We start from the raw sequence: 24,137 nt of genomic DNA, 5'->3' as shown, positions 1-24,137 counted from the left end.
CTTAGCTGTATCAGCACTTATTTCAATAATCCACCGCTTTAAACTTTGGATGACCACATGTCCTTATTGTTACAAATAACCATTTTTCTAGGCGCTTCATTGGTTTTGGTTCCCTTACTAAAACGCTTTGGTATTGCGACCGTATTGGGCTATTTGTTTACAGGCATTTTGCTAGGGCCTAGCGTATTCAATATTGCCAGCGACCCCGATGATATTCAGGAACTGGCAGAATATGGTGTGGTGTTCCTGATGTTTATTATTGGCTTAGAACTGCGTCCACAACGGCTGTGGGAAATGCGCAAGCCCATTTTTGTTTTGGGTAGTTTACAGGTCGGCATCACGGGTATTCTACTTGCAATCTTGGCTTTTTTTGTCTTACAGCAAGGCATTGCCTCAAGTGTGGTGATAGGTTTTGCACTGGCACTTTCCTCTACAGCCTTTGTGCTACAAATGTTGCAAGAAAAGCAGCAACTCAACAGCAGTTATGGACAACAATCCTTTTCCATTCTGCTGTTTCAAGATATTGCCGCCATTCCTTTAATTGCCATCATTCCCATGTTAGCAGGTGCAGAATCGACTCATCATGGCATTGCTTATTTTGCTGCAATCATGGCGACCTTTAGCGGTTTGTTCTTATTTAGCCGTTATCTCATGCGTCCATTTTTTCGTTTTGTGGCTAAAAGTGGCGCACATGAACTGATCACTGCTGTCGGTTTATTCATTGTACTTGGCGTGGTCAGCATTATGGATGTGCTGGGCATTAGCACCACCTTAGGTGCATTTTTAACAGGCGTATTGTTGGCAGATTCCGAATTTAGACATGAGTTAGAAGCCAGTATTGCCCCATTCAAAGGCTTATTGCTAGGCTTATTTTTTATGACCGTCGGGATGAGCACCGAACTGGCAATCTTAATGAATACCCCTTGGCTGATTGTAGGCGGTGCATTGCTGCTCCTGCTCATCAAACTGATTAGCCTCACGGCCATTGCCCGTTATTTCCAATATTCTTGGCGCAATAGTTTGTTGTTGGCGACTTGCTTGGCACAAGGCGGTGAGTTTGCCTTTGTGGTGCTCAGTGTCGCACAAAGTGAAAGTGTGCTCAGCCAGGCCATGCTGCAACCACTGACCTTAATTGTGACTTTGTCGATGGTGTTGACCCCAATTTTATATTGGTTGATGAGCAGTCAAATTATTCCTCGCTTAGAACGTGAAAAATCGCCTGAATATGACGAAATTCCCGATACACATCACCCCATGATTATTGCGGGTTTTGGTCGTTTTGGACAAATTATTGCCCGTGTGGCGTACTTGCAGCATCTGCACTTTACTGCCATCGACAGCAATATGGATAAAATTGATTTTGTGCGGAATTACGGCGGTAAAGTCTATTATGGCGATGCCACTCAACCTGAAATTTTACGTGCCGCAGGCATCGAGCATGCCAAAATCTTTATTCTAGCCATTGATGATATTGAAGACTCAATGAACGTGGCACGGCATATTCGCCTGAATTATCCAGCGCTAAAATTACTGGTACGCGCTCGTGATCGTCATCATGTGCACTTATTGCGCGATTTAGGCGTTACCTATATTTGGCGTGAAACGTATTTATCCTCTTTAGGCATGGCCTATCAGGCTTTGCGCGATTTGGGCATTAATGAAAAAGATGCCTATAAAAGCATTGAGTTGTTCCGTGATTATGATGAACAACTCTTGGCACAACAGCAGCACATTTATACCGATGAACAAAAAGTATATGAAACCCATCGTAACGCTTTGGCAGAACTGGAACACCTGTTTGAAAGTGATGCACAAAACCGTGAAATGCCCTTGGGTGTCGATTTAAAACGCGGCTTGCATAGCAGTCATATTGATGTAACACGTGATGCAGCAAACTGACTTGTGTTTTACAATATTGCCACCATTAAAACAGGGTTATGGAGAATTTTATGTCTGATTTACGCCAACGCTTTTTTATTGAAGATAGCCCTGTTCGTGGTGAAGTAGTTCATCTCGAAGAAGCTTTGCAAACCATTTTGAAACAACGTGATTATGTGCCTGCGGTACAAGTGTTGTTGGGAGAAATGCTTTGCGCCACTGCCCTACTGGCCAGTACCCTAAAAATTAAAGGGCGTATTAGCTTACAAATTCAGGCATCTGGCACATTTAAATGGGCCATGGCGGAATGTAACCACTTGGGTGAAGTGCGTGCGTTGGCAGACTACGAACAAGACCCGCGCTTTTTAAGCGCTGAAGACAGCAGTACCGTCCTGAAAAGTTTGGTCAGTCCTGTACTGTTTATTAATATCGAGCCTGAATTTGGTGAGCGTTATCAAGGTATTGTGCCTTTGGACAAAGCCAATTTAGCTGAATGTTTAATGCAGTATTACGACTTATCGGCACAAATTCCAACTCGTATTGTGTTGGCAAGCAATGCCGAACGTGCGGGCGGTTTGCTGATTCAATTGTTGCCGCGTAACAGTGAAGAAGAACAACAACGGGTCGATGAAGATTTATGGCCGCGTGTGACCATGCTGACTGAAACCTTAAAAGCGGAAGAATTGACTGATTTAGACGTCAATGAAATTTTGTACCGTTTATACAATGAAGAACAAGTGCGTTTGCCTGAAGTGGAAGCCTTACGTTTTGGTTGCACTTGCTCCAAAGAGCGCTGTGCCAATGCCTTAATGCAAATTGGTGTTGCTGCGGTACGTGAAACTTTGGAACATCAGAACCCTATTACTATGGATTGTCAATTCTGCAGCACACAATATAGCTTTAGTGCCGAAGAAGCCTTAGGTTTATTTGGAGAACATCTCAGTTAAATGGCATGGTGAATACCATGATTAATATGTGATGCAATGCTGAAAATTCATCAAAAATGAGCAGTACATTCTGCTCATTTTTTATTTACGTGATGACCATCGTCAAAACCTATTATTTTATTACTTTTCATGTGATTAATTTCACAAAACTTTCATGCAATTACTAGAAAATACCGCGTAAATTGGGTATAAATAATCCCATATTTTTTTTATGCCTTTATATATTTTAGGCTGCTTCTTCTCTGGGATATTGATTTTATGAACACCCTGTTCTTTTCTCGTTTAGCATTCATCAGCGCGATTTGCTGTTCAAGTTTAGCTTATGCAGCCAATGCAGACCCACTTTTGGGCAAATGGAAAACATTAGACTACCGCACAGGTTTTTCATTGTCTGACGTAGTCATGAGTAAAGATAAACAAGGTGCGTATGCCGCTACGATTATAGAACTACGTGCGGTTCCTGGCGCACCGCGTTTGGAAAATTGCACACTCTGTACGGGTAAAAATAAAGATAAGCCACTGTTAGGTTTTGTGCCATTAAGTCACTTAAAAGCTACGCCAAGCAATCAAATTGAATTTTATGAAGGTGACTATTTAGACCCGCGCACAGGTAAACAATATAAAACTCGTGCACGTTTAAGCAGCAATGGCAAACATTTAACCCTTTATAATGTAGACCTTGCCACCAATGCCAGCCGCAAAATGACGTGGGTGAAATACTGATTTTATTCCTCACCAATGCGATAAAAGCTGTGTTCTGCACACTTTTATCGGAATGATTAGATTTAAATTACCAACTCCATAACACTTATATCTTTTCCTGCCTGACATCTCACACTGCTCAATTTGCTTGTTTATTACATTCTTGCTATAAAACCCGAAATAGAATTTTTACTCTATTTTTTAAAATAACAATTTTGGGGATGCTGTTCATGAAAATAAATTTCAGAGGGATTTTTGCGGGTTTCGTTTTAACAACCCTCTCAAGTGTTGGCTTTGCAGAAAGCGATCTACTGGTCGGTAAATGGAAAACCATTGATGATCGCACAGGTTATTCACGTGCCGATGTCGAAATTCGCAAAAAGCCAGATGGCACTTATGAAGGCATTATCGTGGAAACCCGTAATATTCCGGGTGCAGAAAAAATGGTGATTTGTAGCAATTGTCCAGGTAACTTAAAGAATAAACCTTTTATTGGCTTGCCATTTATTTGGGGCTTTAAACAAGATGCTAAAAACCCACGTGAATTTAACCAAGGTCATGTTTTAGACCCAATTGGCGGTAAAGTTTATAAAGGCAAAGCTCGTTTAAGCGCTAACGGTAAGCGCCTCACCTTACGTGGCTATGTAGGTGTTTCAGTGATTGGTCGCAGCGTGACTTGGGTAAAATACTAATTCCAAAAACTAAGATATTGATTTACAGGGTTCTTTTTAAAGAGCCCTTTTTATTACCAAATTTTGAAACAATCCTTTTAAACACCGTACGACCGTTCAATCCAAAATATTGAAATAAAGGATGGCATTGAATAAAAAATAGACTAATATCTATAAGACATCTATACGCACAAGCCAAATTGACACATCAATATAACAGGCGTGAGCACAGCAAAGGGTTGGCTGAATTTCACCAAAGGAATACAAATAAAAGATTCTATTACAGCGTACACAGGCTAAATTAAAGAGAATCACTTATTGGATATCCACCAATTATTGATGTAAAGCAATCCCTCATTTCAGGCGAGCCAACTCGTTTGAATTCGATCAGAAGGAGTATGCCATGACCACTATTTTATATCGTGAAATCACTTCAGACGGACAGCACACAGAAATTATTGAAGAATTTACCCAGTTAGATTTAAAAAAATTTGCCGAAGCGTGTGGGCAAAGCCCTGAATGGGTCTTACAACTTTTAGAATATGACATCCTGCCTTCCCGCCCTGCCGAACGTATCCACCAATTTTTTGGTGAAGATATCAACCGTGCACGCCAAGCCTATCGGCTGCAACGTGATTTTGATGCCAGTTTTTCAGCTGTCGCCATGATGCTTGACCTGATTGATGAAGTGCAAAAATTACGTAAAGAAGTTAAACATCTGAATTTTCAACATAGTTAATCCTCACGCTCTAGTTGTGTGATTCATCACCTTGCTAGAGCGTTTTTCTTTCTATGCCCGTAAATTTTTTTGATGAGAATGATCTACACAATGAAAACTAAAGACTGCAACAAGAAGATTAAAAATATGTTTCCTGAGTTTCGTGATTTAATTCAGGGATTACGCGACAGCAATCCACATTTTTCAAAAATTTTTGAAGATCACGAACAGCTAGACCGTGAAATTAGCCAGTTAGAGCTTGATCCTGTGCATCAAATTAATGATGACATTGAAGCGCTGAAACGCAAAAAATTAAGACTAAAAGATGAAATGTATCACTTGCTGCGTAATGCACAAAATGATCAATTGGCTTAAAAATACATACAAGTCTGAACTGCAAATCCTCATACGATCAAATGCAGGACACAGCAAGAAAAGACAAAAAGCAAAACAAGATGGCGTATTCAAGTCTGAAAACAGCATTCAAAAAACTGCCATCTTGAGCTAAGTGTCTGCCTATCTGGTTCAATCTGTGGATAAGCTTATCAGTCCTATGGATAACTTTTGAGGTCTGTGGACAACTTTTATCAACGAATTATCTTGTGACATATATTGGATGTGGAACTCAATTTATCACCACATCTGCAAGTCTATCTTCTGGATTATTTAATTTTAGTCAGTTTTTCGACTTCTTTAATGGTGCCTTTCACGGTTTGCTTAATGGGTTCATAGTCTAAAAACCAAAATAAATTCATGGTTTGGTCATTATGTTGCTGTGCCAACATATCAATCACACTTTTTTCACCCAGACCGACAAGGTGCCTACGATAAAAATAATACAGCAACAACAAAGTAGTCATCACCATTACCCCAAGCATGATCCAAAAGGCCTGTGCGTGTTTCAGTCCTGGCATAAACTCAAAGTTCATCCCATACACCCCTGTAAATAAAGTCAAAGGCGCAAAAACTGCGGTAATGATGGCTAAAATCCGCATGTTTTCATTGGTCTGGTTGGCGATAGCAGAAAAATGCAGATCAATTGCGGTTTGCACTGCAGAACGTAAGCGAATGGTATGCTTTTGAATCCGTTCAATATGACTGGTCAAATCATCCAAACGCACCAAAATAATATCCTGCCGTTCACTACGCTTTTTGCCACGTAAATGTGGGTAGTTATCGACAATTTCATCACGCAATTCCTGCAAGGCTTCTATTTGCTCTTCACATAAATTTTCAACTTGCTGAAACGCCATATTTTCTTGCAACAATTGATGCCAACGGGTAAAACGGCGATGTCCCTGCAGCAATTCTTGTTGCCAATATTCCACACGGCGGGTCAGTGGCATACGAATATCCAAGTAATCATCTGCCACCAAATTCAGTAAACGTAATGTTAAATCTAGTGGTGTTGCTGCCAATTTGCGCGCTTTATTCTGTTCTTCAATCGGGCGCTGCACTGCAGCTTCTACACGTGACAAATAGCTTTCCATGACTTTATTGCCCTGTTCCCGCACACTAATCAAAATCTGCGGTGTCATAATAAAGCTCATCGGCGTAGTGGCCAGTCCAAAAATCCGTTCATGTTTCTCCCCGACTTGTTGCCCTGTTGCAATACGGTCTTCGGGTGTGATCAGTTTACGGAAAATCAATAAGTCATAATCATCTAAAGTATCAAACGCACAAGGATGCTCTATATTTAAAATATCGCGCACATGATATTCATTGAGCGATAATTGACTGTACTGAAAAATCTCTTGTTGCCACTGTTCTGCACGGTTAAGCACATCATCACGGGTGCAATCAATCCAGATAAATTCAGGCTCAAGCCCTTCAATTGGCTGTTTTTGCACATAAATATTGGTTTTATGATTGGTATGCAGATAAAAATAATAACTTTGCATAGAACGGGCACTCTATTTCAGTTTTCTTGTACGGTTTTTTGAGATTTTAAGATGTACTCAGTTTAAGCATGGATCAGGCTTCTTTTCAAATACATGCTGTAATTTATGCCGCTTTTCATACAACAAAGATGGTTTGTACGATGCAACAAAATTTTTAGCATAAAAAAACCCGCATTCAGATTGAATACGGGTTTTTTGACCATTTCAGATCATCAACACAGCATTACGCTTGTTCGATATCTTTCATAGTTAATTTGATACGACCACGGTTGTCTACATCAGCAACCTGTACTTTCACTTCCTGACCTTCTTTCAACACGTCTGCAACGTTGGCAATACGCTCATTTGAAATTTGAGAAATGTGAAGTAAACCGTCAGTACCCGGAAGGATATTTACGAACGCACCGAATTCAACAATACGGATTACTTTACCTGTGTAAATTGTACCCGGCTCGATTTCAGCAGTTAAAGCCTGAATTTTTGCAACAGCAGCTTGTGCAGCAGCTTTGGTTTCACCAAATACGCGCACTGTACCGTTGTCTTCAATATCAATTGCCGCTTTAGTTTCTTCAGTAATTTGGCGGATGGTAGCACCACCTTTACCAATCACGTCACGAATCTTGTCTGGGTTGATGTTAATCACTTGGAAAGTTGGTGCATGCATTGAAATTTCTGGACGCGCACGTGAAATCACTTGGTTCATTGCATTTAAGATATGCATACGACCTGCATAAGCTTGGTTTAATGCAACTTCCATGATTTCTTCAGTGATGCCTTCAATCTTGATGTCCATTTGCAATGCAGTAATACCGTTGGCAGAACCCGCAACTTTAAAGTCCATGTCGCCAAGGTGGTCTTCATCACCCAAAATGTCAGAAAGTACAGCGAAACGCTCGCCTTCTTTCACTAAGCCCATTGCGATACCCGCAACTGGTGCTTTCAATGGAACACCTGCATCCATAAGTGATAACGATGCACCACAAACAGACGCCATAGAAGATGAACCGTTTGATTCAGTGATGTCCGATACGATACGAATCACATACGGGAAGCGATCTGCTGCAGGAAGAACAGCTTGCACACCACGACGTGCCAAACGACCATGACCAATTTCACGACGTTTAGGGCCAGATTCACGACCTGTTTCACCTACTGAATATGCAGGGAAGTTGTAGTGCAACATGAAGTTGTCAGTTTTAGTACCCGATAAGGTATCAACCATCAAGGCATCACGTGTATTACCTAAAGTGGTGGTAACCAAAGCCTGAGTTTCACCACGGGTAAACAATGCAGAACCGTGCGCACGGTCTAGAACGCCAACCTGTACGTCAAGCGCACGAACGGTTTTGGTGTCACGACCATCAATACGTGGTTTACCAGACAAGATGTTGTCACGTACGGTACGGTATTTAAGATCTTCAAAGAGTTCGTTCAAGTCATCTGCAATGCCAGTTTCGTCATTTTCAGGAACGAATTGCGCAACTGCTTCTGCTTGAAGTGCATCTAATGCAGCATAACGGTCTTGTTTGATCGCAATGGTGTACGCTTCAGAAATTTTTGCTTCAAACGCTTCTTTTAGTTTTGCACGAAGGTCTTCGTTTTTCTCTGGAGCAGTCCAAGTTGACTCAGTTGCACCTGCAGCCGCAGCAAATTCTTTGATCGCTTGAATCGCGATTTGCATTTCGTCATGACCGTAAAGCACTGCGCCTAACATTTGGTCTTCTGAAAGTTCTTTTGCTTCAGATTCAACCATCAATACAGCAGATTCTGTACCTGCAACCACAAGGTCAAGGTCAGATTGCGCCATTTGTTCAAAGTTCGGGTTAAGCACGTATTCGCCGTTGATTAAACCCACACGCGCCGCACCAATTGGGCCACGGAACGGTGTACCTGCAATTGCAAGTGCAGCAGACGTACCTAACATTGCAGCAATGTCAGCTTCCATGGTTTTGTCAGAAGATACAACAGTCGCAGTAACTTGAATTTCGTTGTAGTAACCTTCTGGGAACAACGGACGAATTGGACGGTCAATTAAACGTGAAATTAAAGTTTCTGCTTCAGAAGCACGGCCTTCACGCTTACCATAACCACCTGGGATACGACCTGCAGCATATTGTTTTTCTTGATAGTTAACAGTCAGTGGGAAGAAATCTTGACCCGCTTTTGCTGTTGGTTGAGCAACCACTGCAACCAATACAGTCACGCCACCCATAGTAATCATTACCGTGTTGGCTTGACGCGCTACACGACCAGTTTCAAGTACAACTTGGTGCTGACCAAATTGGAATTCTTTACGAATAATATTAAACATCGACATGTTTTATTTTTTCCTAGTTCTTGTGAACAATTATTCTCGTGGAGACCCCTAAGGTTTGGCATTCACAATACAATTGTTTAGGTAAATGACAAAGCTTAGAAGCCGACCTCACTCGAATGAAACACGATTTTTAAACACAAAGAAGGAGCGAATCATTCGCCCCTTCCACTGATCTAGCCAAGGCTAGATATACTTTAGTTTTCAGTAATACAGCATTCAACATGCAATAGTCCGAAAATAAAAGCTTAAATCGAATTAACGACGTAAACCTAAAGCAGCAATCAATGCGCTGTAACGAGTCACATCTTTGCCTTTAAGGTAGTCAAGTAACTTACGACGTTGGTTAACCATACGGATTAGACCGCGACGGCTATGGTGGTCGTGTTTGTGCTCTTTGAAGTGACCTTGTAAGTCATTGATTTGAGCAGTTAAAAGTGCTACTTGAACTTCTGGTGAACCAGTGTCGTTTTCAGCACGAGCAAATTTAGCAATGATCTCTGCGCGATCTGCGTTTGTTAAAGCCATTCGATTTCTCCGAGATGCTTAATAAAAAGATTTGATACCGATCAATTGATTACTCAATTGACTGCCGTGCATCACTACAGCAAGGGCACTATTTTAAGGCAAAAACGTGCCGATTGCAAAACAGAACGACAAACAAGCGCTTTTAATTTTGAGATGTCCCAATAAAAGTATGATTTATGCTGAGGGTGTACACATCATGTTAGGTATAAAGTACCTACGGAAAATAAATATACAATTGTATATGATTGATAATATGTAATATTTTGCCAACTGCTTTTCATCCACTGGAATATTTTGCCGTTAAAATAAAACAGCCCGAGCATAGCTCGGGCTGTTTTTTGCGCTGTAGTTTCTTGTCTTATTATTCTTATTGTCTTGTTTATTGTGGTTATTTGCGCGTTTTCGCGTCTTATTCTCTGAACATTCCTGTTCTTGCTTTCACGTCCTTGTGTGGTAGATTTTGCCACAATACTAAAGTGAAAGAAGTCGTATTTCTCGTATCTGTTTGTAAGCTTTTTCTTACAACAGGTAAGCATTGTCAGCATTTTGCAAATCACCCAAACTTACAGGCATAAAAAAGCCCTGTAGTCTCTCCCAAAACTACAAGGCTTAGCGGCTGTAAGTTTCCTCTTCTCACTCACGTCCTGTCAGTTCGCTGTCATTCGACATTTATCGTTATTATTCTGCGATTATGCTCAACTATCCCTATTGAGCTTTTTATGTGAAGTCATCTTCTCAAAAAGATCTTGAAATCTCTATGCGCAAATTTCTCGAATCAATGTAAGCCATTTCGTACAAAACCATCTCTTATTCAGTTTTACTTAACAATCCAAAGCGTCATTAATTCTGGCTAATAAACCACTGCTGCGACGGGTACGAATCATCAAAGCTTGCTGCAAAGCTTGCGCATCAACCAACAAACTTACGACTTTTTTAGCACGGGTAATGGCAGTGTAGATCAGCTCCTTACTCAGCAAGTTTTTTGCCGCAGCATCCAACACCACAGCTGTATGAGTAAATTCAGAACCTTGCGATTTATGAATAGTAAGTACAAATGCGGTTTCAATATTTTTAGGTAAGCGTGTTGCAGGCACCCACTTATTTAAACTTGGAAAATATACTTCAAACTGGCGCTGATCATTCTGCTCTCGCATAAAACAGATGCCAATATCACCATTCGACAACCCCAGTTGATAATCGTTATAGGTCATCATGACGGGGCGTCCTGCATACCAATCGCCATGTTTGGTTTGTTTTAACTGTTGCAACAAGCGTTTTTCAATCTGCAAATTCAGTTGTTGTAAACCCAAATGACCATGACGAATTGCGGTTAAAATACGGTAATCATCAAATACATTCACCACATTCTCAACATGCGCTTGAAATGCTGTACTTGATTGTTCCAAGCCCAAAGTATGTGCTTTTAATACCGCTACATAAGCCTGATAACCATACATCAGCTGATCATAATAATGCGCTAAATTTTCCGCTGAAATTTGCCCATTTTGCTGAGGTAAATATTGCAGTTGTAGGGCATCTATTTCGACTTGCTTAAATTGAATTGGCTTTAATTCACCTGCTGCCACGACTTGCTGTTCAAACTCAGCCAAAACCTGTGCAGGAGAATGTTCTTGCTGAATAAACTTCGCCATTGCGCCAATTTTTGCACCTTCAGCAAAACGACGTGTGGTCACTAAATTGACACGGTTATTTGCGAGTTCAGGCACTTGCTGTAAATCGGCCAATACTGTACCGACATCGACTGAAGCCAATTGATTGGCATCGCCCAACAGAATTAAACGTGCCTGCGCAGGAATGGCAGCCAATAACATCTGTGACAGGCTTAAATCCAGCATCGACGCTTCATCGACCACAATCACGTCATAAGGTAGAGGTTGTTTAGCGTGAAAACGTGGCTTGCCTGTATTGCCTAAGCCCAATAAACGATGCAAAGTCACGGGTCGTAATTGACGTAAAGCATCGACATTAAACATTTGTAAAGCTTGACTATTCAAGGCATTTTGCAAAGCTTCATCCATCCGCTGTGCCGCTTTGCCTGTTGGTGCAGCCATCGCAATCCGAATATTTGGCAAAGCTTGATTAAGCACCGCAACAATATGCGCCAAAGTATAGGTTTTTCCTGTACCTGGCCCACCAGTGATAATACTTAAACTTTGAGTTGCCGCAGTCTGTAACGCTTTTTGCTGCTGTGGATCTTGCAATAAATTAAGCTGTTCGGCTTGTAATTCAAAGGACAAAGGCGGCTGCGCCTGAATCCGTAAAATATCGCTAGCAACCTGATGTTCCAGTTTCCAGTAGCGATACAAATACAAACGCTGCCCATCAAATACAAACGGTGCAATTTGTGGATCAGGATTTAAAGCGCTACGCTGCAAGTTCATGTGCAAATGTTGCAATGCCGCCACTTGTTCTGCGGTTGCAGGAATACAGCTATCCCCTTGCTGAATAGCATCGAGTACCTGTTGCATCAAAATTTGCGCTGAAGCATCAAAAGTGACATTGCTAAATGGCGGCTGACATAGGTAATCCATCCACGCCTGCATTGGCGTTTGAGCTGAATTTAAGTGAATATGCTTGTTTTCCACACAGTTATCCTCAAAGTTATCCACAGGATAAGCAATTGTTTTATTAAGTCGATAAGCTGACTTAGCGTTATTTTTTAAGTTCAAAGTAACCCAATATTTGATCTAGTTGCAGAATAAATTCCGCATCTGGCCGCCAATGACAAACCCCTTGCCCTGCTTGCCCCTGCATACCACGCAAATACAAATAACTGGCTCCACCCAAATGTTGCCGAATATCATAATCTTGCAAACGACTGCTCAAATAACGGTGCAACGCCACCAAATACAAGGCCGCTTGTAACCAATAACTCGATTGGGTCATGTTGTGTTCAAGGTTGGTTTTTTCATAATCGCGCTGATCGGCACCCAAATAATTACTCTTATAGTCGGCAATGTGATAACACTGCCCATCAAAATAAACCAAGTCAATTGAGCCTGTCAGATAACGCGCAGTAGCGGCTTCATTTAAATCTTGAATAGGATGTCCCGCATCTTCAAACAATTGCTGAATTGCTTGAATAAATAAGCGCTGATCTGCCAACGCCAAATAGAATGGAAACTCTGATAAATAATGTGCAGTAGATAAGGCGGAAAGCTGGAAAGTATCGTGCAAAGGAGTATTCAACACATCCTTCAGCCACTCGGTCATGTGCGCAAAAATATCTGCTTCCTGCACAGTCGCGCTGCCTTTGGCAGTGTCGAGTTTTGCAATCAAATCTACCAATAACACATCTGAATTAAACTCTTTGTCGTTATGAAAACGGCGTTTGACTTCTTCAAAAATGTCATCATGACTGGCTTGAAAGTCGATATATTCAAAGAGTTTATGTAAAAAACTCCCCGCTTGAGTACCACGCTGAAAATTAGCTTTGATCCATGCAATCGGTTGAGCCACCTGTACGATTTCCTGTTCCGTTTCGACAGGTTCCTGATTGATTTCGTCGGCAGCAGCAGCCTGCTCCTCGCTTGCCAATGCCAAAGTATCGCTACGCATGGCGGCAGGTAAATGTTGTGCCAAGCCACTAAAACTGGTTTTGGTTCGTGGATAAAAGCGACGCTGCGGAAAATCTGCAGCTTCAATCTTAATTTCTTGCACTTGTTCAAGTTGTAATGCTGCCGCCAATTGTGTCAGAGGTGCTTCATCACAGCTCCATGCTGCTGCAATTTCTGCTGAACTTGGCGCTTGTAAACGCCAGACATTTAAACCAGCAGATTTTGGTGCAGCCTCTTTTTTACCTTCTTTTGCAGGCGTAGGCTGTTTTAGCATCGCATAGACCCGATAACTGGCACGGGTGAGTGCCACATACCAAAGCCGATTCAACTCTGCCAAACGGCGCTCACTGTGCTGCTGCATTGCTGTGGCATCTATGTCTTTATGTTTAATGGCAATGATACGTTGCTCAATGCCTTGCTCTTCCTGCGTTGCAAACACCAAAGCAGACTTGTCAGATTTGGGCGGCTGATCTGCCGACATCAAAAAGACCACTTTAAACTCCAAGCCTTTGGACTGGTGAATGGTCATCAATTTCACGCCTGCCGCATTAGAAAGTTTTCGTTCAATTTCCCAATCGCGTTTGGCAGGTGATTCAACTTGCTGTAAATACCAGTAATACAGCATGTAAGCCCCTTGATGGCGTTCACTTTGACGACTCAGCAATTCGGTTAAATGGCGTAAATTCACCACATGCCGTTCATTGTCAAAACTGCGTTTTGCCACCAAATTTTCCCAAATTTTAAATAAGTTCAGGCAGTAATTCCATGCGGTTAAAAAGCCTTTATTGACCCACATTTCCCGAATGCAGTCGAAGTCATAAATAAACTGACCTAACCCCTGTTGCTCAAGTTCAATCAACTGTTGCAGGTTATAACCCAATAAACGTGTCAGTAAGGCACGCTTGACCTTGGCTTCATCATAAGGATGTAAAATTGCAGTTAAAATTGTCGCCACATCTTTGGCTAAAAAGCCTGTAAAAACACTGCGCTGGCTACTTCTATTGACCTGAATTCCAATCCGCTCAAGCTCGTATTGGGCTTGATCTAGCTTTTGATGACTGGTCGATAAAATGGCAATATCATCAGCTTGCAAAGCAACTTTGCCTTCAGAATGATCAAAATATAAATCGCCTGCGATACCTTGATTTAATAACGCGCGAATTTTCCATGCAATTTGAATGGATTCATCCTGATCATGTTCCACCGTCACCCAACGCAGCGGTGCAGGATTGACCTGTTGCCGATCCATTAAAGCAGGATGAGGACGTGAACCTGCAATGACAGGTTCATAAATCACTTTCTCACCAAAAGCGGGTTGGCGTTGAAATAGCTCGTCCACCACACAGACCAACTCTTTCACTGAACGATGATTTTGTCTGAGTGAATAAATGCGACCTTGCTTTTTCAGCACGTCATCACGGGCATTGTTATAGGTCAGCATATCGCCACCGCGAAAACCATAAATCGCCTGCTTAGGATCGCCCACCATAATCATGCAACCGCGCGCATACCACTTCGGATTACGCCAAATTTGCGCCAGCATGTCGTCTTGATCTTGGTTAGTATCCTGAAACTCATCCACCAAAATCAGTGGATAACGGGTATGCACAAACTGCGCAAAACGCTGCCCACGTTCGCCCTGCAACGCTTCGGCTAAGCTGCGAATTTGTTGGGCAAAAGTGGTTTCCCCTTTTTGCTGTAAAAGTTGCGGTAAACGCTGCTTGACGTGTTGTACCAAATAGAATTTTAAATTGGTATCCACCAATTCAATTTGACGCTCAAAATTAAGTTTGGCATCCACAACTGCTTTAATTTTTCGGATTACAGGATGATCAAAAAAAGCATCTTGCACCTCTTGCGTACATGGCGCTTTCGCTTTGTTAAAAATAGATTTTCTGAGCTTACCGTCTTGATTCAAATATAGTGCAAAGACCGCATTAAACAATGCGGCAAGATGTGAATTAAAATAATGTTCTAAAGGGCTGTGCTTAATTTTTTCAATCAGTTTTGGCAAAGTCACTGTAAATAGTGGCTGCAACCCCTTCTTATCACTCCCCGCGACATAATCGGAAAAATTAAAGCTATATTCACCATCATAATATTCTTTTAATTCTTCAATTTGCGTCATGGTGATACTGGCTAAATTCTGCAACGCCTCTGCTAAATCTTGTACATCCAATTGTGCCTGATCTATGCCCTGAATCTCTGCCGATGCAAAATTCAAACTGGTATTGACCAACCCCTCATAGTCTGCTGCAGATTTCAACCGCCCACATAACAGCATATAGTCCACAACATGCTGAGGCTGTGCTTGAATCCATTCACGCAGCACATCATGCACCAATTGTTCAGTATAGACCGATGCTTGGTCGGTAATATTGGCGCGCTCAATTTTGCCGCTTTCAAAGGAAAATTCACGCAATAATTTTTGGCTAAAGCTATCCAGCGTTCCGACAAATAATTCATCGAGTTGTGCAATCACCAAGTTCAAACGTGAACTGGCATAGTCCAGTTTTAAGCGATATTCCTGCAGAACATTTTTGAGTAAAGGGTCTTGTAGTTGTGTAATTTTTTCTGCAAGGGCACGCTGATCTAAAGACTGGTTTAAACACTGATCGATATATTGTTGGGTTTCAAGCAAACGTGCACGAATACGACTTTTTAGCTCGGCTGCTGCGGCACGGGTAAATGTGGTCGCAATCACCTGATTAGGCAAATAATCTTTCAGGAAAATCCGCACCATCAAACTAGATAAAGTATAGGTTTTTCCTGTACCTGCCGATGCTTCAATCCAATGCAAGCCTTTGAATTGCATCTCTTGAATTGGGTCATAACAAATTGGGAATGGGCTAGATGAGTTCACGCAGATTCCCCTTGTTTTTGAAGATTTTTCGCAGATTCATAATTTTCAATGATGGGCTGATACAGTCGATGGCTATATTGCTGAAATGCCTCAATCAACAACGGTTCAGTTTCACTGTCTTGAAAAATAAATGACCAGTCTGGGTGATTTTTCTCACTTTCATCAATAAAGCTCCTCCTAGCACCGTCATGCCAATGTTTTACGAAGCTTTCCATATTCAAAACTTGATCGGACTGAGCTTCATCCCACTGAATTTCAAATTCTTTTTTATCTTTCATTTTTAAAACCAAAGCCGCAGGCAATAACACAGGATATTGCTGTGCGTGTTTCCAGAACTCAAACCACTGGGCTAAATACTCGTGTGCTTGCTGTGCATGGATATTGGCAAAATGAATCACCGCATCTTTACACACCACAATCCGCTCTAAATCTTGATGTTCTGTGTTCTGATAGGCCACCCAAAACAAATATTCCAACCACACTTCGGCATATTTTCTTGGTCTGGCACTCGCTGCCACCACGCTACACCAAAGCTTTGTCGGCTGTTCAGGCACTTGAATACGGATATGCAAATGCGGATTCATTTTCCAAAGCTGTTGCGTTGTTGTGGTTGCCTCGTCTGCAAATTGCTGGAGTGTGTCACGTAAATATTGCTGTTCTTGCAGTCCCGTTTGAAACGTGGCATTTAAGGTTTTACCCACAGGCAAGGTATCTTGCAACAAGCTTTCTGCATCTTGCTCGCCATGTTGCAGTAAAAAATCACGCACACTATATTTTTCCAAGCCATTTAAAATCAGCGGCTCGTGGTTCATTGCAGCAGTGTCGGATTGTAAATTTTCGACCCCAATCGCTTTTAAATAGGCACGCGCAGGGAAACACACATCTCGAATCCATTGCATACTGTCGAGTACCACCACGTCTTGTGGCAATAATGGATATTCACCAAACCATGCTTCGCGTGGTGTGGTTTCTTGCTGCATTTGTTTGGCAACCCGATACCATTGATCTTTAAAGCGAACTTCACGGCTTTCGGCAAAACGCAGTTGATCAAAAGGTTGCAAACTATGCAGGTGATAAAGAGATTTCAATTGCGCAGGAATCTCGACACCGTTCAAGTTTAAGCGTGAATCGCTAGCCCTATCGGGATGTTTCACAATCAATTCCAAATGCTGCACAAATTCCTGCACCAGCACGGATGGATCACGTACCTCACCATCGCTGACATCAAAACCGTTATAAAATAACCAAACACTGTCTTGCGCCAACAATAAACTGTCTAAAAACGCCCCCTGATCATCCTCAATGCGTGAACGATCTCCCAGTTGTGGTTTTAATAGTTGCATCAAATCAAAAGCCAATTGCTGATCACGACTTGGGAACACGCCATTGTCCAAATTCAACATCACAATCAACTTATATGGCAGCGGACGAATTGCACCAATTTGGCTAAAGGTAATGGCGCCCGATGGACTGGCTTGTTCGAGTTGGGTTTCGAGCTGGGCTGAAATTTCTTGCAGAATATAATCCAGCGGTAAGCTTAAATGACGCAAATCTTGACCCGACTGCACATCAAAATAACTGGCTAAGGTCAGCATACGGTCATGTTTTTGCACCAAACTAAACACCGATGCCAACACATCTACCCCTGCATCCTGAAACTCACTCAGGTCTTGCATCAGTTGTTTAAGCCAATATTCCACCGTTTTGGCTTGCCCCAATTCATGCTGAATTAGCCAATCACGGCGCTGTGCAAAATCCTGATAAATTTGAACCAGTTTAAAAATCAATTCAAAATCGCTACTTTGCACATCGGCATAACTTAAAGTGTGCTGAACCACGCAATGCTCTGGCACTGCAACGCCCAAAGCCAAACGATCTAAAGCAAACTTTAAGCTGAACCGATAATCTTGATCATCTGCACTCAGGCTGCGTTTTAAATGCTCGGCATCTAAACCACGTTTAAAACCTGCATTGGCCAACAACTCATTCATGCGCTCAATGTTGTTTAAATTCAAGGCATAACGCTGTTGTGTGGCAGCCAAACTCAACCAGTCGCCAAACTCCTCAAAGCTAAAACGTCCTTGTACTAGCGCTATACGCCCAACCACCGCACGCCAAGCATTATGAATGTCTAAAGAGCTGATGCCTGCAATTTGAATAGGCAAATACACACTATCTTGACTGAGTTGATGCCCTAAAGTAGCTTGATTCTGCTGTGCTTTTTGTTGTCCTTTCTGATAGAGATCACGCTCACTTGGCGGTGCAGCAAATACGCTGCGAATTAAAGACTCTTGTTCTTTGAGTTTCGGACTCAATACCAAAATATCACTGGCTTGGCGGCTGTCATCTTGTCCTAGCCATGCAATTAAACGATCTTTGAGTACCTCAAGCTGACGTAAACTTGAATGACACACATGAATTTGCAATGACTCATCGGCAGGATCTAAGTCATACGCCTGCGCGACTGGCTCAACCAAATTCAATACATCCGATTGAATTTTACCCAGTAAATGCTGCGGCTCTTCTTCAGGGAAAAGATCATACCACTCGCCTTCATCACCACTTGACAACGCCGCCAATAAAGAAAAGTGATCACGTGCCTGTTTACCAAAGCGTGTCAGCAAAGGATGATGTGACTCGCGCATATCGGCATTAAATTCGCCATTATATTTTTTGATATATGCAGCAATATCATCATCACTTACGGTTTTATTTTGACTTTCCATCTCACGAATAAAACGACTTTTGATTCGCGCATCCATGTTTAATTTCCACTTAGGATCGACCATGTCTGCCCAATATTCTTGCGATGGGTTGTAATGCAGAATAAAAATATCCATATACTGCGCCAAACGGCGGATAAACAGCAACTGACTTGGCGGCAAATCCAATAAGGTAAAAATCACCAACTGTTTGGGTAATTTGTTAATACACGAATTTGGATTTTCAGGCTCGCCCAAAGCTTGCCAAAATTGCAGATCAATCTCCTGCATTTTTTCAAAATCTGCATGAAAAATATGCAACCACAACCAACTTTGCCATTGCTCTAATTCTTCGGCTTGCTCTTGAGTAAATGCGGCTATTTCCAATGCCGCTTGTTTTTCTTCTTCGCTCTCAAAGTTTTTAGGGATATAAATTTGCTGCTTTAAGTTCAGGCGTTTCTGCTGTCCCCAAACCGCTAACCAATTGCTTTGACATTGGCAGACACCCTCGCAGCCTTTTTGGCAAAAACCACGATAAACCATGTAATTGCTAAATAAACGTGAAACTTTATCTGCCACCCAATACAGCATGTTTTGCTTTTTGAGCTGCTTTTCTAAACCCTGTGACAATTGCTCTGCGCTGTCATAAATTCGCTGAATCAAACGATGTAAAGCATGCTCGGCAGGAAGTGGGTTTTGTTCGTGTTGTATCCACGGTTGTAAGTCATAAAACACACGCCATTGCATCACAATACGCGGAATATTTGCCTGACGCACCCGATCTTTATCGTCTAAAACTGCCTGATAAGCGGCCCATTGAAAGGCACGAATACGATGATGAAATTCAGTATTGGCACTAATGCCTTTTTGCTCGGCTATTTTTTCCGTCAGCCACTTTTCTACTGCCACTGAAGGCACAATAAAATGCTGGGTTTGTAGCACCTGAAGCGGATTCGATGTCGGTTGACGTATGGTTTTCAGCATTTCATTGACTAAAACTTCTATACGTTGGCTTTGTATGACATGAATCGCCATAAGGTATCCTTTAATTTATTTTGAATAAGAATGTATTAAATGTACTAGAAGGCCGTTGATCTATCATTTGCCTCAAGCACAACAAAAGAATAAAGATTATTGGCTATACACTTACAACGGTGTATGACACTTTACAAGCATACTTTTATTGCCTACTTTATTCAAAAAGTGCTTTGAATAAAGTGGTTTAATTTACCAAACAGCATACGATTATCCGCCATTTTAAGGTTGTACTTATGATAAAAAGAGAGACAATTCCAGACAGTATTGATCCAAGCCTAGACTTGGAAATGATTCGTGCAGAATGCCTAGAACTGGTCAAAAAACGTGCCTATTTTTCTGCAGGTGCAGCCATCATTCCTGTGCCGTTCTTAGACGTTGTCATTGATGTGGGCATCTTGTCGCAACTGATTCCAGAAATTAATGCACGTTTTGGCTTATCTCCTGAGCAAGTCAGCGTGTATGATCCTGAAACCCGAAAAGTCCACTGGAGCGAATTGCGTAAACGCGGTGTGGAATTTTCAGGCTTAGTCGTGGCGCGTACTGCAGTAAAAAAATCCCTGAATAATGTCGCAGCCAAGTACATCACCAAACAAGTCACCAAGTTTATTCCATTGGGTGGACAAATGGTGGCAGCAGGTTTGGGTTATTTTATTATGAAAAAAATTGCCGAAACGCATGTTGAAGAAAGCTATAAACTGGCAAAAAGCATTCAGCTTAAACAAGCCAAAGTTGTGAATGCTTAATTTTTAAACTAAACAGGCTCAAATTCAGCTAACTTAACACGCAGTCTTTGCATCCTCGAGGCAGATTATTCTGCCTTGAGTTGTTTCAAGATGGTTCTTAAAATTTCCAAACGTGCTGCATTTTTGTCATTACTCGGAATGATGTGCCACGGTGCATATTCGGTACTGGTACGTTGCAGCATATCTGCCGCTGCCACCAAATAATCATCCCAACGGCTACGGTTGCGCCAGTCTTCATCTGTAATTTTAAAACGCTTATGTGCGGTTTCCTGACGTGCTTTAAAACGCAGCTCCTGCTCATCTTTACTAATGGCTAACCAAAATTTGATGACGACAGTTTGATGATCATTTAAGTCTTTTTCAAAACGGTTGATTTCGTCATAAGAACGCTGCCATTCCAGTGGGCTAATCAAACCTTCTACACGTTCTACCAATACCCGCCCATACCAAGAACGGTCAAAAATATTGATTTTTTCTTCAGGCAGAATTTTCGTCCAAAAACGCCACAAATAAGGACGACTGATTTCAAAGGCTTCAGGTGCACTAATGGTGTAAATTTCGTATTCACGCGGATCCAGTTTTTTTACAATCCGTTTAATCGCGCCGCCTTTGCCTGCTGCGTCCATTCCTTCAAAAACAATGCTGACATTACGGTTATCTAAACGCAGTGCATCTGCCACTTTTTTCGTGAGTTTCTTTAACTCTGCTTTATAGTCATCCTCATTGACCGATTCAGATACAGGATTAAGCAAAACTTCTGGAATTTCTGCAGCTTGCCAAGTGATGCCCGAACTGGTCGGATGCACAGGACAATGCTCTAAAGCACGTAAAATATGCTGTGCAAATTGTTGATCGCGGATGGTTTCATCTTCGCAATCAATCATAATCCAGTCATCGGTAAAGCGTTGGCGCAGCTTCTGCAAGCTGTCATATTGCTTTTTATTGCGCCAATCCAAACCGTGCAATTTATGCCAATGCACTTCGCTCGGTTCCATATCATCTAGTCGTTTTTGTAGTGATTTCCACGATAAATCGAACCAGATTTTAATGACATCCACATGGTTATTTTTTAAGTCTTCTTCATAGGCACGCATTTTTTCGACATAGTTATCAAACATGGTGTCATCAATTTGTTTAGACACATGCATGGCTGTGCTTAATAAGTCACTATACCAATTGCCAAACATCACCATAATTTGACCTTCGGCAGGAATAAAACGTGCATAAGGCTGCCAAAGTGTCTGTTTGGGATTAAACGGGTGCGGCGCATCGGCTTTTACCCTTAAATAACGCGGATCGACCCATTCTCTTAATTGTTTAACCGATTCACCCTTACCCGCCAATTCAATGCCGCTCACTAAAATCAGCAAACTTTTGGCATTTTTTTCACCTTTGGTGTTTTTTAAAGCATATTGGGCTTCAATTAGCTCGACTGAAAGTTGTTCTTCTTCCATGAGTTTAAATTCAGTATGTGCTTGTGACATCATCTACCCTATTGTTGTGTTATTTAAGCTCTGCTGATCATTCATCTATATTTACGATATTAGAATGAGCGACAGACTTTGATCAGTATACGAATATCGACCCATTTTTTAACAACTTTTCGCTTATTTTTGTAGATTAATCTCACACACTGACCTTTGCCGTTTGGAATTCTGTGTAATTTGTCATAGCGACGAGATCAAACTCACATTAAGATTTGCCCATTCAACTCAATAATGAGACACCCTATGTCTAAACTTGCTGCTTTAGATGAGCTGTTAGAACTGTATTATCAATTTAAATATCATAAAAATCCTATGCTTTTTCAACGCTTACAAGATGTTCAAGCGTGGCAAAAACAGCGTATGCAACGCACCCATGCCACACAGTTTGCCGAAAAGCACAATGTCTTGATGGCTGAATATTTTTTAAACCGCTTATATGGCGGTCCAGATTTTGACGCTTTGGCAGGTCAAATTGCTCGCCTACTGAAATATGCACACAAAGCTGAAAAAATCATCCCTGAAAATGCAATAAAAACAGGGACTTCTGGGGTAAGTCTGGCGATTTTGGCAGTGCAGTTAGATGAACAAGTCGCGATACAATTGCTACAGGACTATCCTGAAAATATGCCTTTAAATGATGAGATGATGCGTCTGACTTATTTAAAGCTCGATCAGGGCGAAGCACGCTTAAAACAATTAAATATGTTGGATGAACTGGGTAAAAACCTAGATAAATATATGCGCTCTTTTGTGGTCTATACCGCTTTTAAAATGTGTAAAGGCGCGGCGCAAAAATACAGTTTTCAAATTATGTATGAGTTTATGCAAGATGGCTTTTTAGCCATGAAACCATTAAAGTCTGCAGAGAAATTTGTGAAGCAATTTACTACCACAGAACGGGAAATTATTGCCAAAGTACATGCAGGTGATTTACATCCATTTTCATAATCCCAATGTGTGAAATAACCAACACTTATTCAGCACACTTACGCTATCTTTGGTTTTTTCTGTATATTATTCATAACAATTGCATGATGATTACTGTACAAGTGCTTAGAATCTGTCATCATGCATACACTGCAGCCTTAAGCCTTTTTATCCTGAGGAGTGACTCCAATGTCGAATGAAAATCAAACGCCTACCGCTACTCCCGAGTCGGCACAACCAACAGACAAAGTGAGTCCATTCTTAACCGAACCTCTACCGCAAGGCGCTCCACAAGGTCAGCAACAATCTTTAGAACAAAAATTAACGGATACACCTGTTACGGGTTCAGTGCCAAAATATAATTTGCCGCGCGGTGCCAACACAGGCAATGTCGGTGCAACCACACACTTCGGCTACCAAACCGTCAGCAGTGAAGATAAAGCCCAGAAAGTCGCAGAAGTCTTCCACTCGGTTGCAAGCAAATACGACATTATGAACGACTTAATGTCATTTGGTATTCACCGCTTATGGAAACGCTTTGCGATTAATATGTCAGGTGTACGTCGTGGTCAGCGCGTACTGGACATTGCAGGCGGTACGGGTGACTTAGCCAAAGTCTTTAGCCGTGAAGTTGGCCCTACAGGTCATGTGGTACTGTCAGATATTAACGAATCTATGCTGAATGTTGGCCGTGACCGTCTAATTGATGCAGGCTGTACCAATGTCGATTTCGTGTTGGCGAATGCCGAAACTTTAGAACCATTTGAAGACAACAGCTTTGACTTACTGACTATTTCATTTGGTTTACGTAACGTGACCGATAAAGATGCAGCTTTGGCAGCGATGTACCGCGTACTCAAGCCGGGTGGTCGTTTATTGATTTTAGAATTTTCAAAACCAGTATTTGAACCGTTCTCAAAACTCTACGATTTATATTCATTCACAGCATTGCCATTGATGGGTAAAATTGTCGCAAACGACTCAGAAAGCTACAAATACTTGGCTGAATCTATTCGTATGCACCCAGATCAACGCACTTTAAAAGGCATGATGGAACAGGCAGGCTTCCAAAACTGTGATTACCACAACCTGACTGGTGGTATTGTTGCCGTTCACCGTGGTTTTAAACTCTAAGGCGTA

At 41.7% G+C, this 24,137-nt stretch carries 16 protein-coding genes; 9 read left to right on the top strand and 7 right to left on the bottom strand.

The features are described from left to right. Positions 1-57 precede the first annotated feature (57 nt). The 6 genes from FTU70_RS10390 (at position 58) to FTU70_RS10365 (ending at position 5,291) form a co-directional block, all read left to right on the top strand. Entirely contained in the window at positions 58-1,899 is a 1,842-nt protein-coding gene (locus FTU70_RS10390; RefSeq protein WP_131261089.1) for a monovalent cation:proton antiporter-2 (CPA2) family protein, read from the top strand. Between the two features lie 50 nt (positions 1,900-1,949). Beyond that, complete coding sequence (gene hslO / locus FTU70_RS10385; RefSeq protein WP_004975941.1) at positions 1,950-2,825, top strand: Hsp33 family molecular chaperone HslO; 876 nt, start codon at positions 1,950-1,952, stop codon at positions 2,823-2,825. Between the two features lie 258 nt (positions 2,826-3,083). Next, positions 3,084-3,548, top strand: coding sequence for a DUF2147 domain-containing protein (locus FTU70_RS10380; protein WP_004975938.1), 465 nt, complete (start codon positions 3,084-3,086; stop codon positions 3,546-3,548). A 209-nt stretch (positions 3,549-3,757) separates the two neighbouring features. Further along, complete coding sequence (locus FTU70_RS10375) at positions 3,758-4,219, top strand: DUF2147 domain-containing protein (protein WP_004975935.1); 462 nt, start codon at positions 3,758-3,760, stop codon at positions 4,217-4,219. A gap of 382 nt (positions 4,220-4,601) precedes the next feature. Then, positions 4,602-4,937 (top strand): chaperone modulator CbpM, encoded by a 336-nt coding sequence (locus tag FTU70_RS10370; RefSeq protein ID WP_096901332.1) that lies wholly within the window; start codon positions 4,602-4,604, stop codon positions 4,935-4,937. Positions 4,938-5,027: 90 nt separating this feature from the next. Then, positions 5,028-5,291 carry a YdcH family protein gene (locus FTU70_RS10365; RefSeq protein WP_026438326.1) on the top strand — a complete coding sequence of 88 codons (264 nt, stop codon included), beginning with the start codon at positions 5,028-5,030 and terminating at the stop codon, positions 5,289-5,291. A 287-nt stretch (positions 5,292-5,578) separates the two neighbouring features. On the opposite strand, the gene FTU70_RS10360 is transcribed toward FTU70_RS10365, so the two are convergent. The 6 genes from FTU70_RS10360 to FTU70_RS10335 all read right to left on the bottom strand — a co-directional run bounded on the left by FTU70_RS10360 (position 5,579) and on the right by FTU70_RS10335 (position 19,837). Beyond that, positions 5,579-6,817 carry a magnesium transporter CorA family protein gene (locus FTU70_RS10360; RefSeq protein ID WP_167845736.1) on the bottom strand — a complete coding sequence of 413 codons (1,239 nt, stop codon included), beginning with the start codon at positions 6,815-6,817 and terminating at the stop codon, positions 5,579-5,581. Between the two features lie 223 nt (positions 6,818-7,040). Continuing rightward, positions 7,041-9,128, bottom strand: a complete 2,088-nt coding sequence (gene pnp, locus FTU70_RS10355; protein WP_171257431.1) for a polyribonucleotide nucleotidyltransferase — start codon at positions 9,126-9,128, stop codon at positions 7,041-7,043. 261 nt (positions 9,129-9,389) lie between these two features. Further along, on the bottom strand, positions 9,390-9,659 hold the full coding sequence (rpsO, locus tag FTU70_RS10350; protein WP_004975922.1) for a 30S ribosomal protein S15: 270 nt from the start codon (positions 9,657-9,659) through the stop codon (positions 9,390-9,392). 821 nt (positions 9,660-10,480) lie between these two features. Next, a complete protein-coding gene (recD, locus tag FTU70_RS10345; protein ID WP_218945015.1) occupies positions 10,481-12,223 on the bottom strand; it encodes an exodeoxyribonuclease V subunit alpha in 1,743 nt (580 codons plus the stop codon). A 109-nt stretch (positions 12,224-12,332) separates the two neighbouring features. Further along, positions 12,333-16,052 carry a UvrD-helicase domain-containing protein gene (locus FTU70_RS10340; protein ID WP_180060560.1) on the bottom strand — a complete coding sequence of 1,240 codons (3,720 nt, stop codon included), beginning with the start codon at positions 16,050-16,052 and terminating at the stop codon, positions 12,333-12,335. A 44-nt stretch (positions 16,053-16,096) separates the two neighbouring features. Beyond that, a complete protein-coding gene (locus tag FTU70_RS10335; RefSeq protein WP_180060554.1) occupies positions 16,097-19,837 on the bottom strand; it encodes an exodeoxyribonuclease V subunit gamma in 3,741 nt (1,246 codons plus the stop codon). Between the two features lie 236 nt (positions 19,838-20,073). On the opposite strand from FTU70_RS10335, the gene FTU70_RS10330 reads away from it, so the two are divergent. Beyond that, positions 20,074-20,583, top strand: coding sequence for a hypothetical protein (locus tag FTU70_RS10330; RefSeq protein WP_218944916.1), 510 nt, complete (start codon positions 20,074-20,076; stop codon positions 20,581-20,583). Between the two features lie 65 nt (positions 20,584-20,648). Here the strand turns inward: FTU70_RS10330 and FTU70_RS10325 are convergent, their stop codons facing one another. Then, positions 20,649-22,067 carry a phosphate--AMP phosphotransferase gene (locus tag FTU70_RS10325; RefSeq protein ID WP_104852966.1) on the bottom strand — a complete coding sequence of 473 codons (1,419 nt, stop codon included), beginning with the start codon at positions 22,065-22,067 and terminating at the stop codon, positions 20,649-20,651. 246 nt (positions 22,068-22,313) lie between these two features. Here FTU70_RS10325 and FTU70_RS10320 point away from each other — a divergent pair, with 246 nt between their 5' ends. Further along, positions 22,314-23,018: a hypothetical protein gene (locus FTU70_RS10320; protein ID WP_004975910.1), complete on the top strand. Its 705-nt coding sequence runs from the start codon at positions 22,314-22,316 to the stop codon at positions 23,016-23,018. Between the two features lie 168 nt (positions 23,019-23,186). After that, entirely contained in the window at positions 23,187-24,131 is a 945-nt protein-coding gene (ubiE, locus tag FTU70_RS10315; protein WP_004975907.1) for a bifunctional demethylmenaquinone methyltransferase/2-methoxy-6-polyprenyl-1,4-benzoquinol methylase UbiE, read from the top strand. Positions 24,132-24,137 lie beyond the last annotated feature (6 nt).

The organism is Acinetobacter sp. YH12135 (assembly GCF_013418565.1).
In the GTDB taxonomy this organism is placed as follows: Bacteria; Pseudomonadota; Gammaproteobacteria; order Pseudomonadales; family Moraxellaceae; genus Acinetobacter; species Acinetobacter towneri.
The sequence above is the reverse complement of the archived record's forward strand: the minus strand, read 5'-3'. Positions and strand labels throughout refer to the sequence as shown.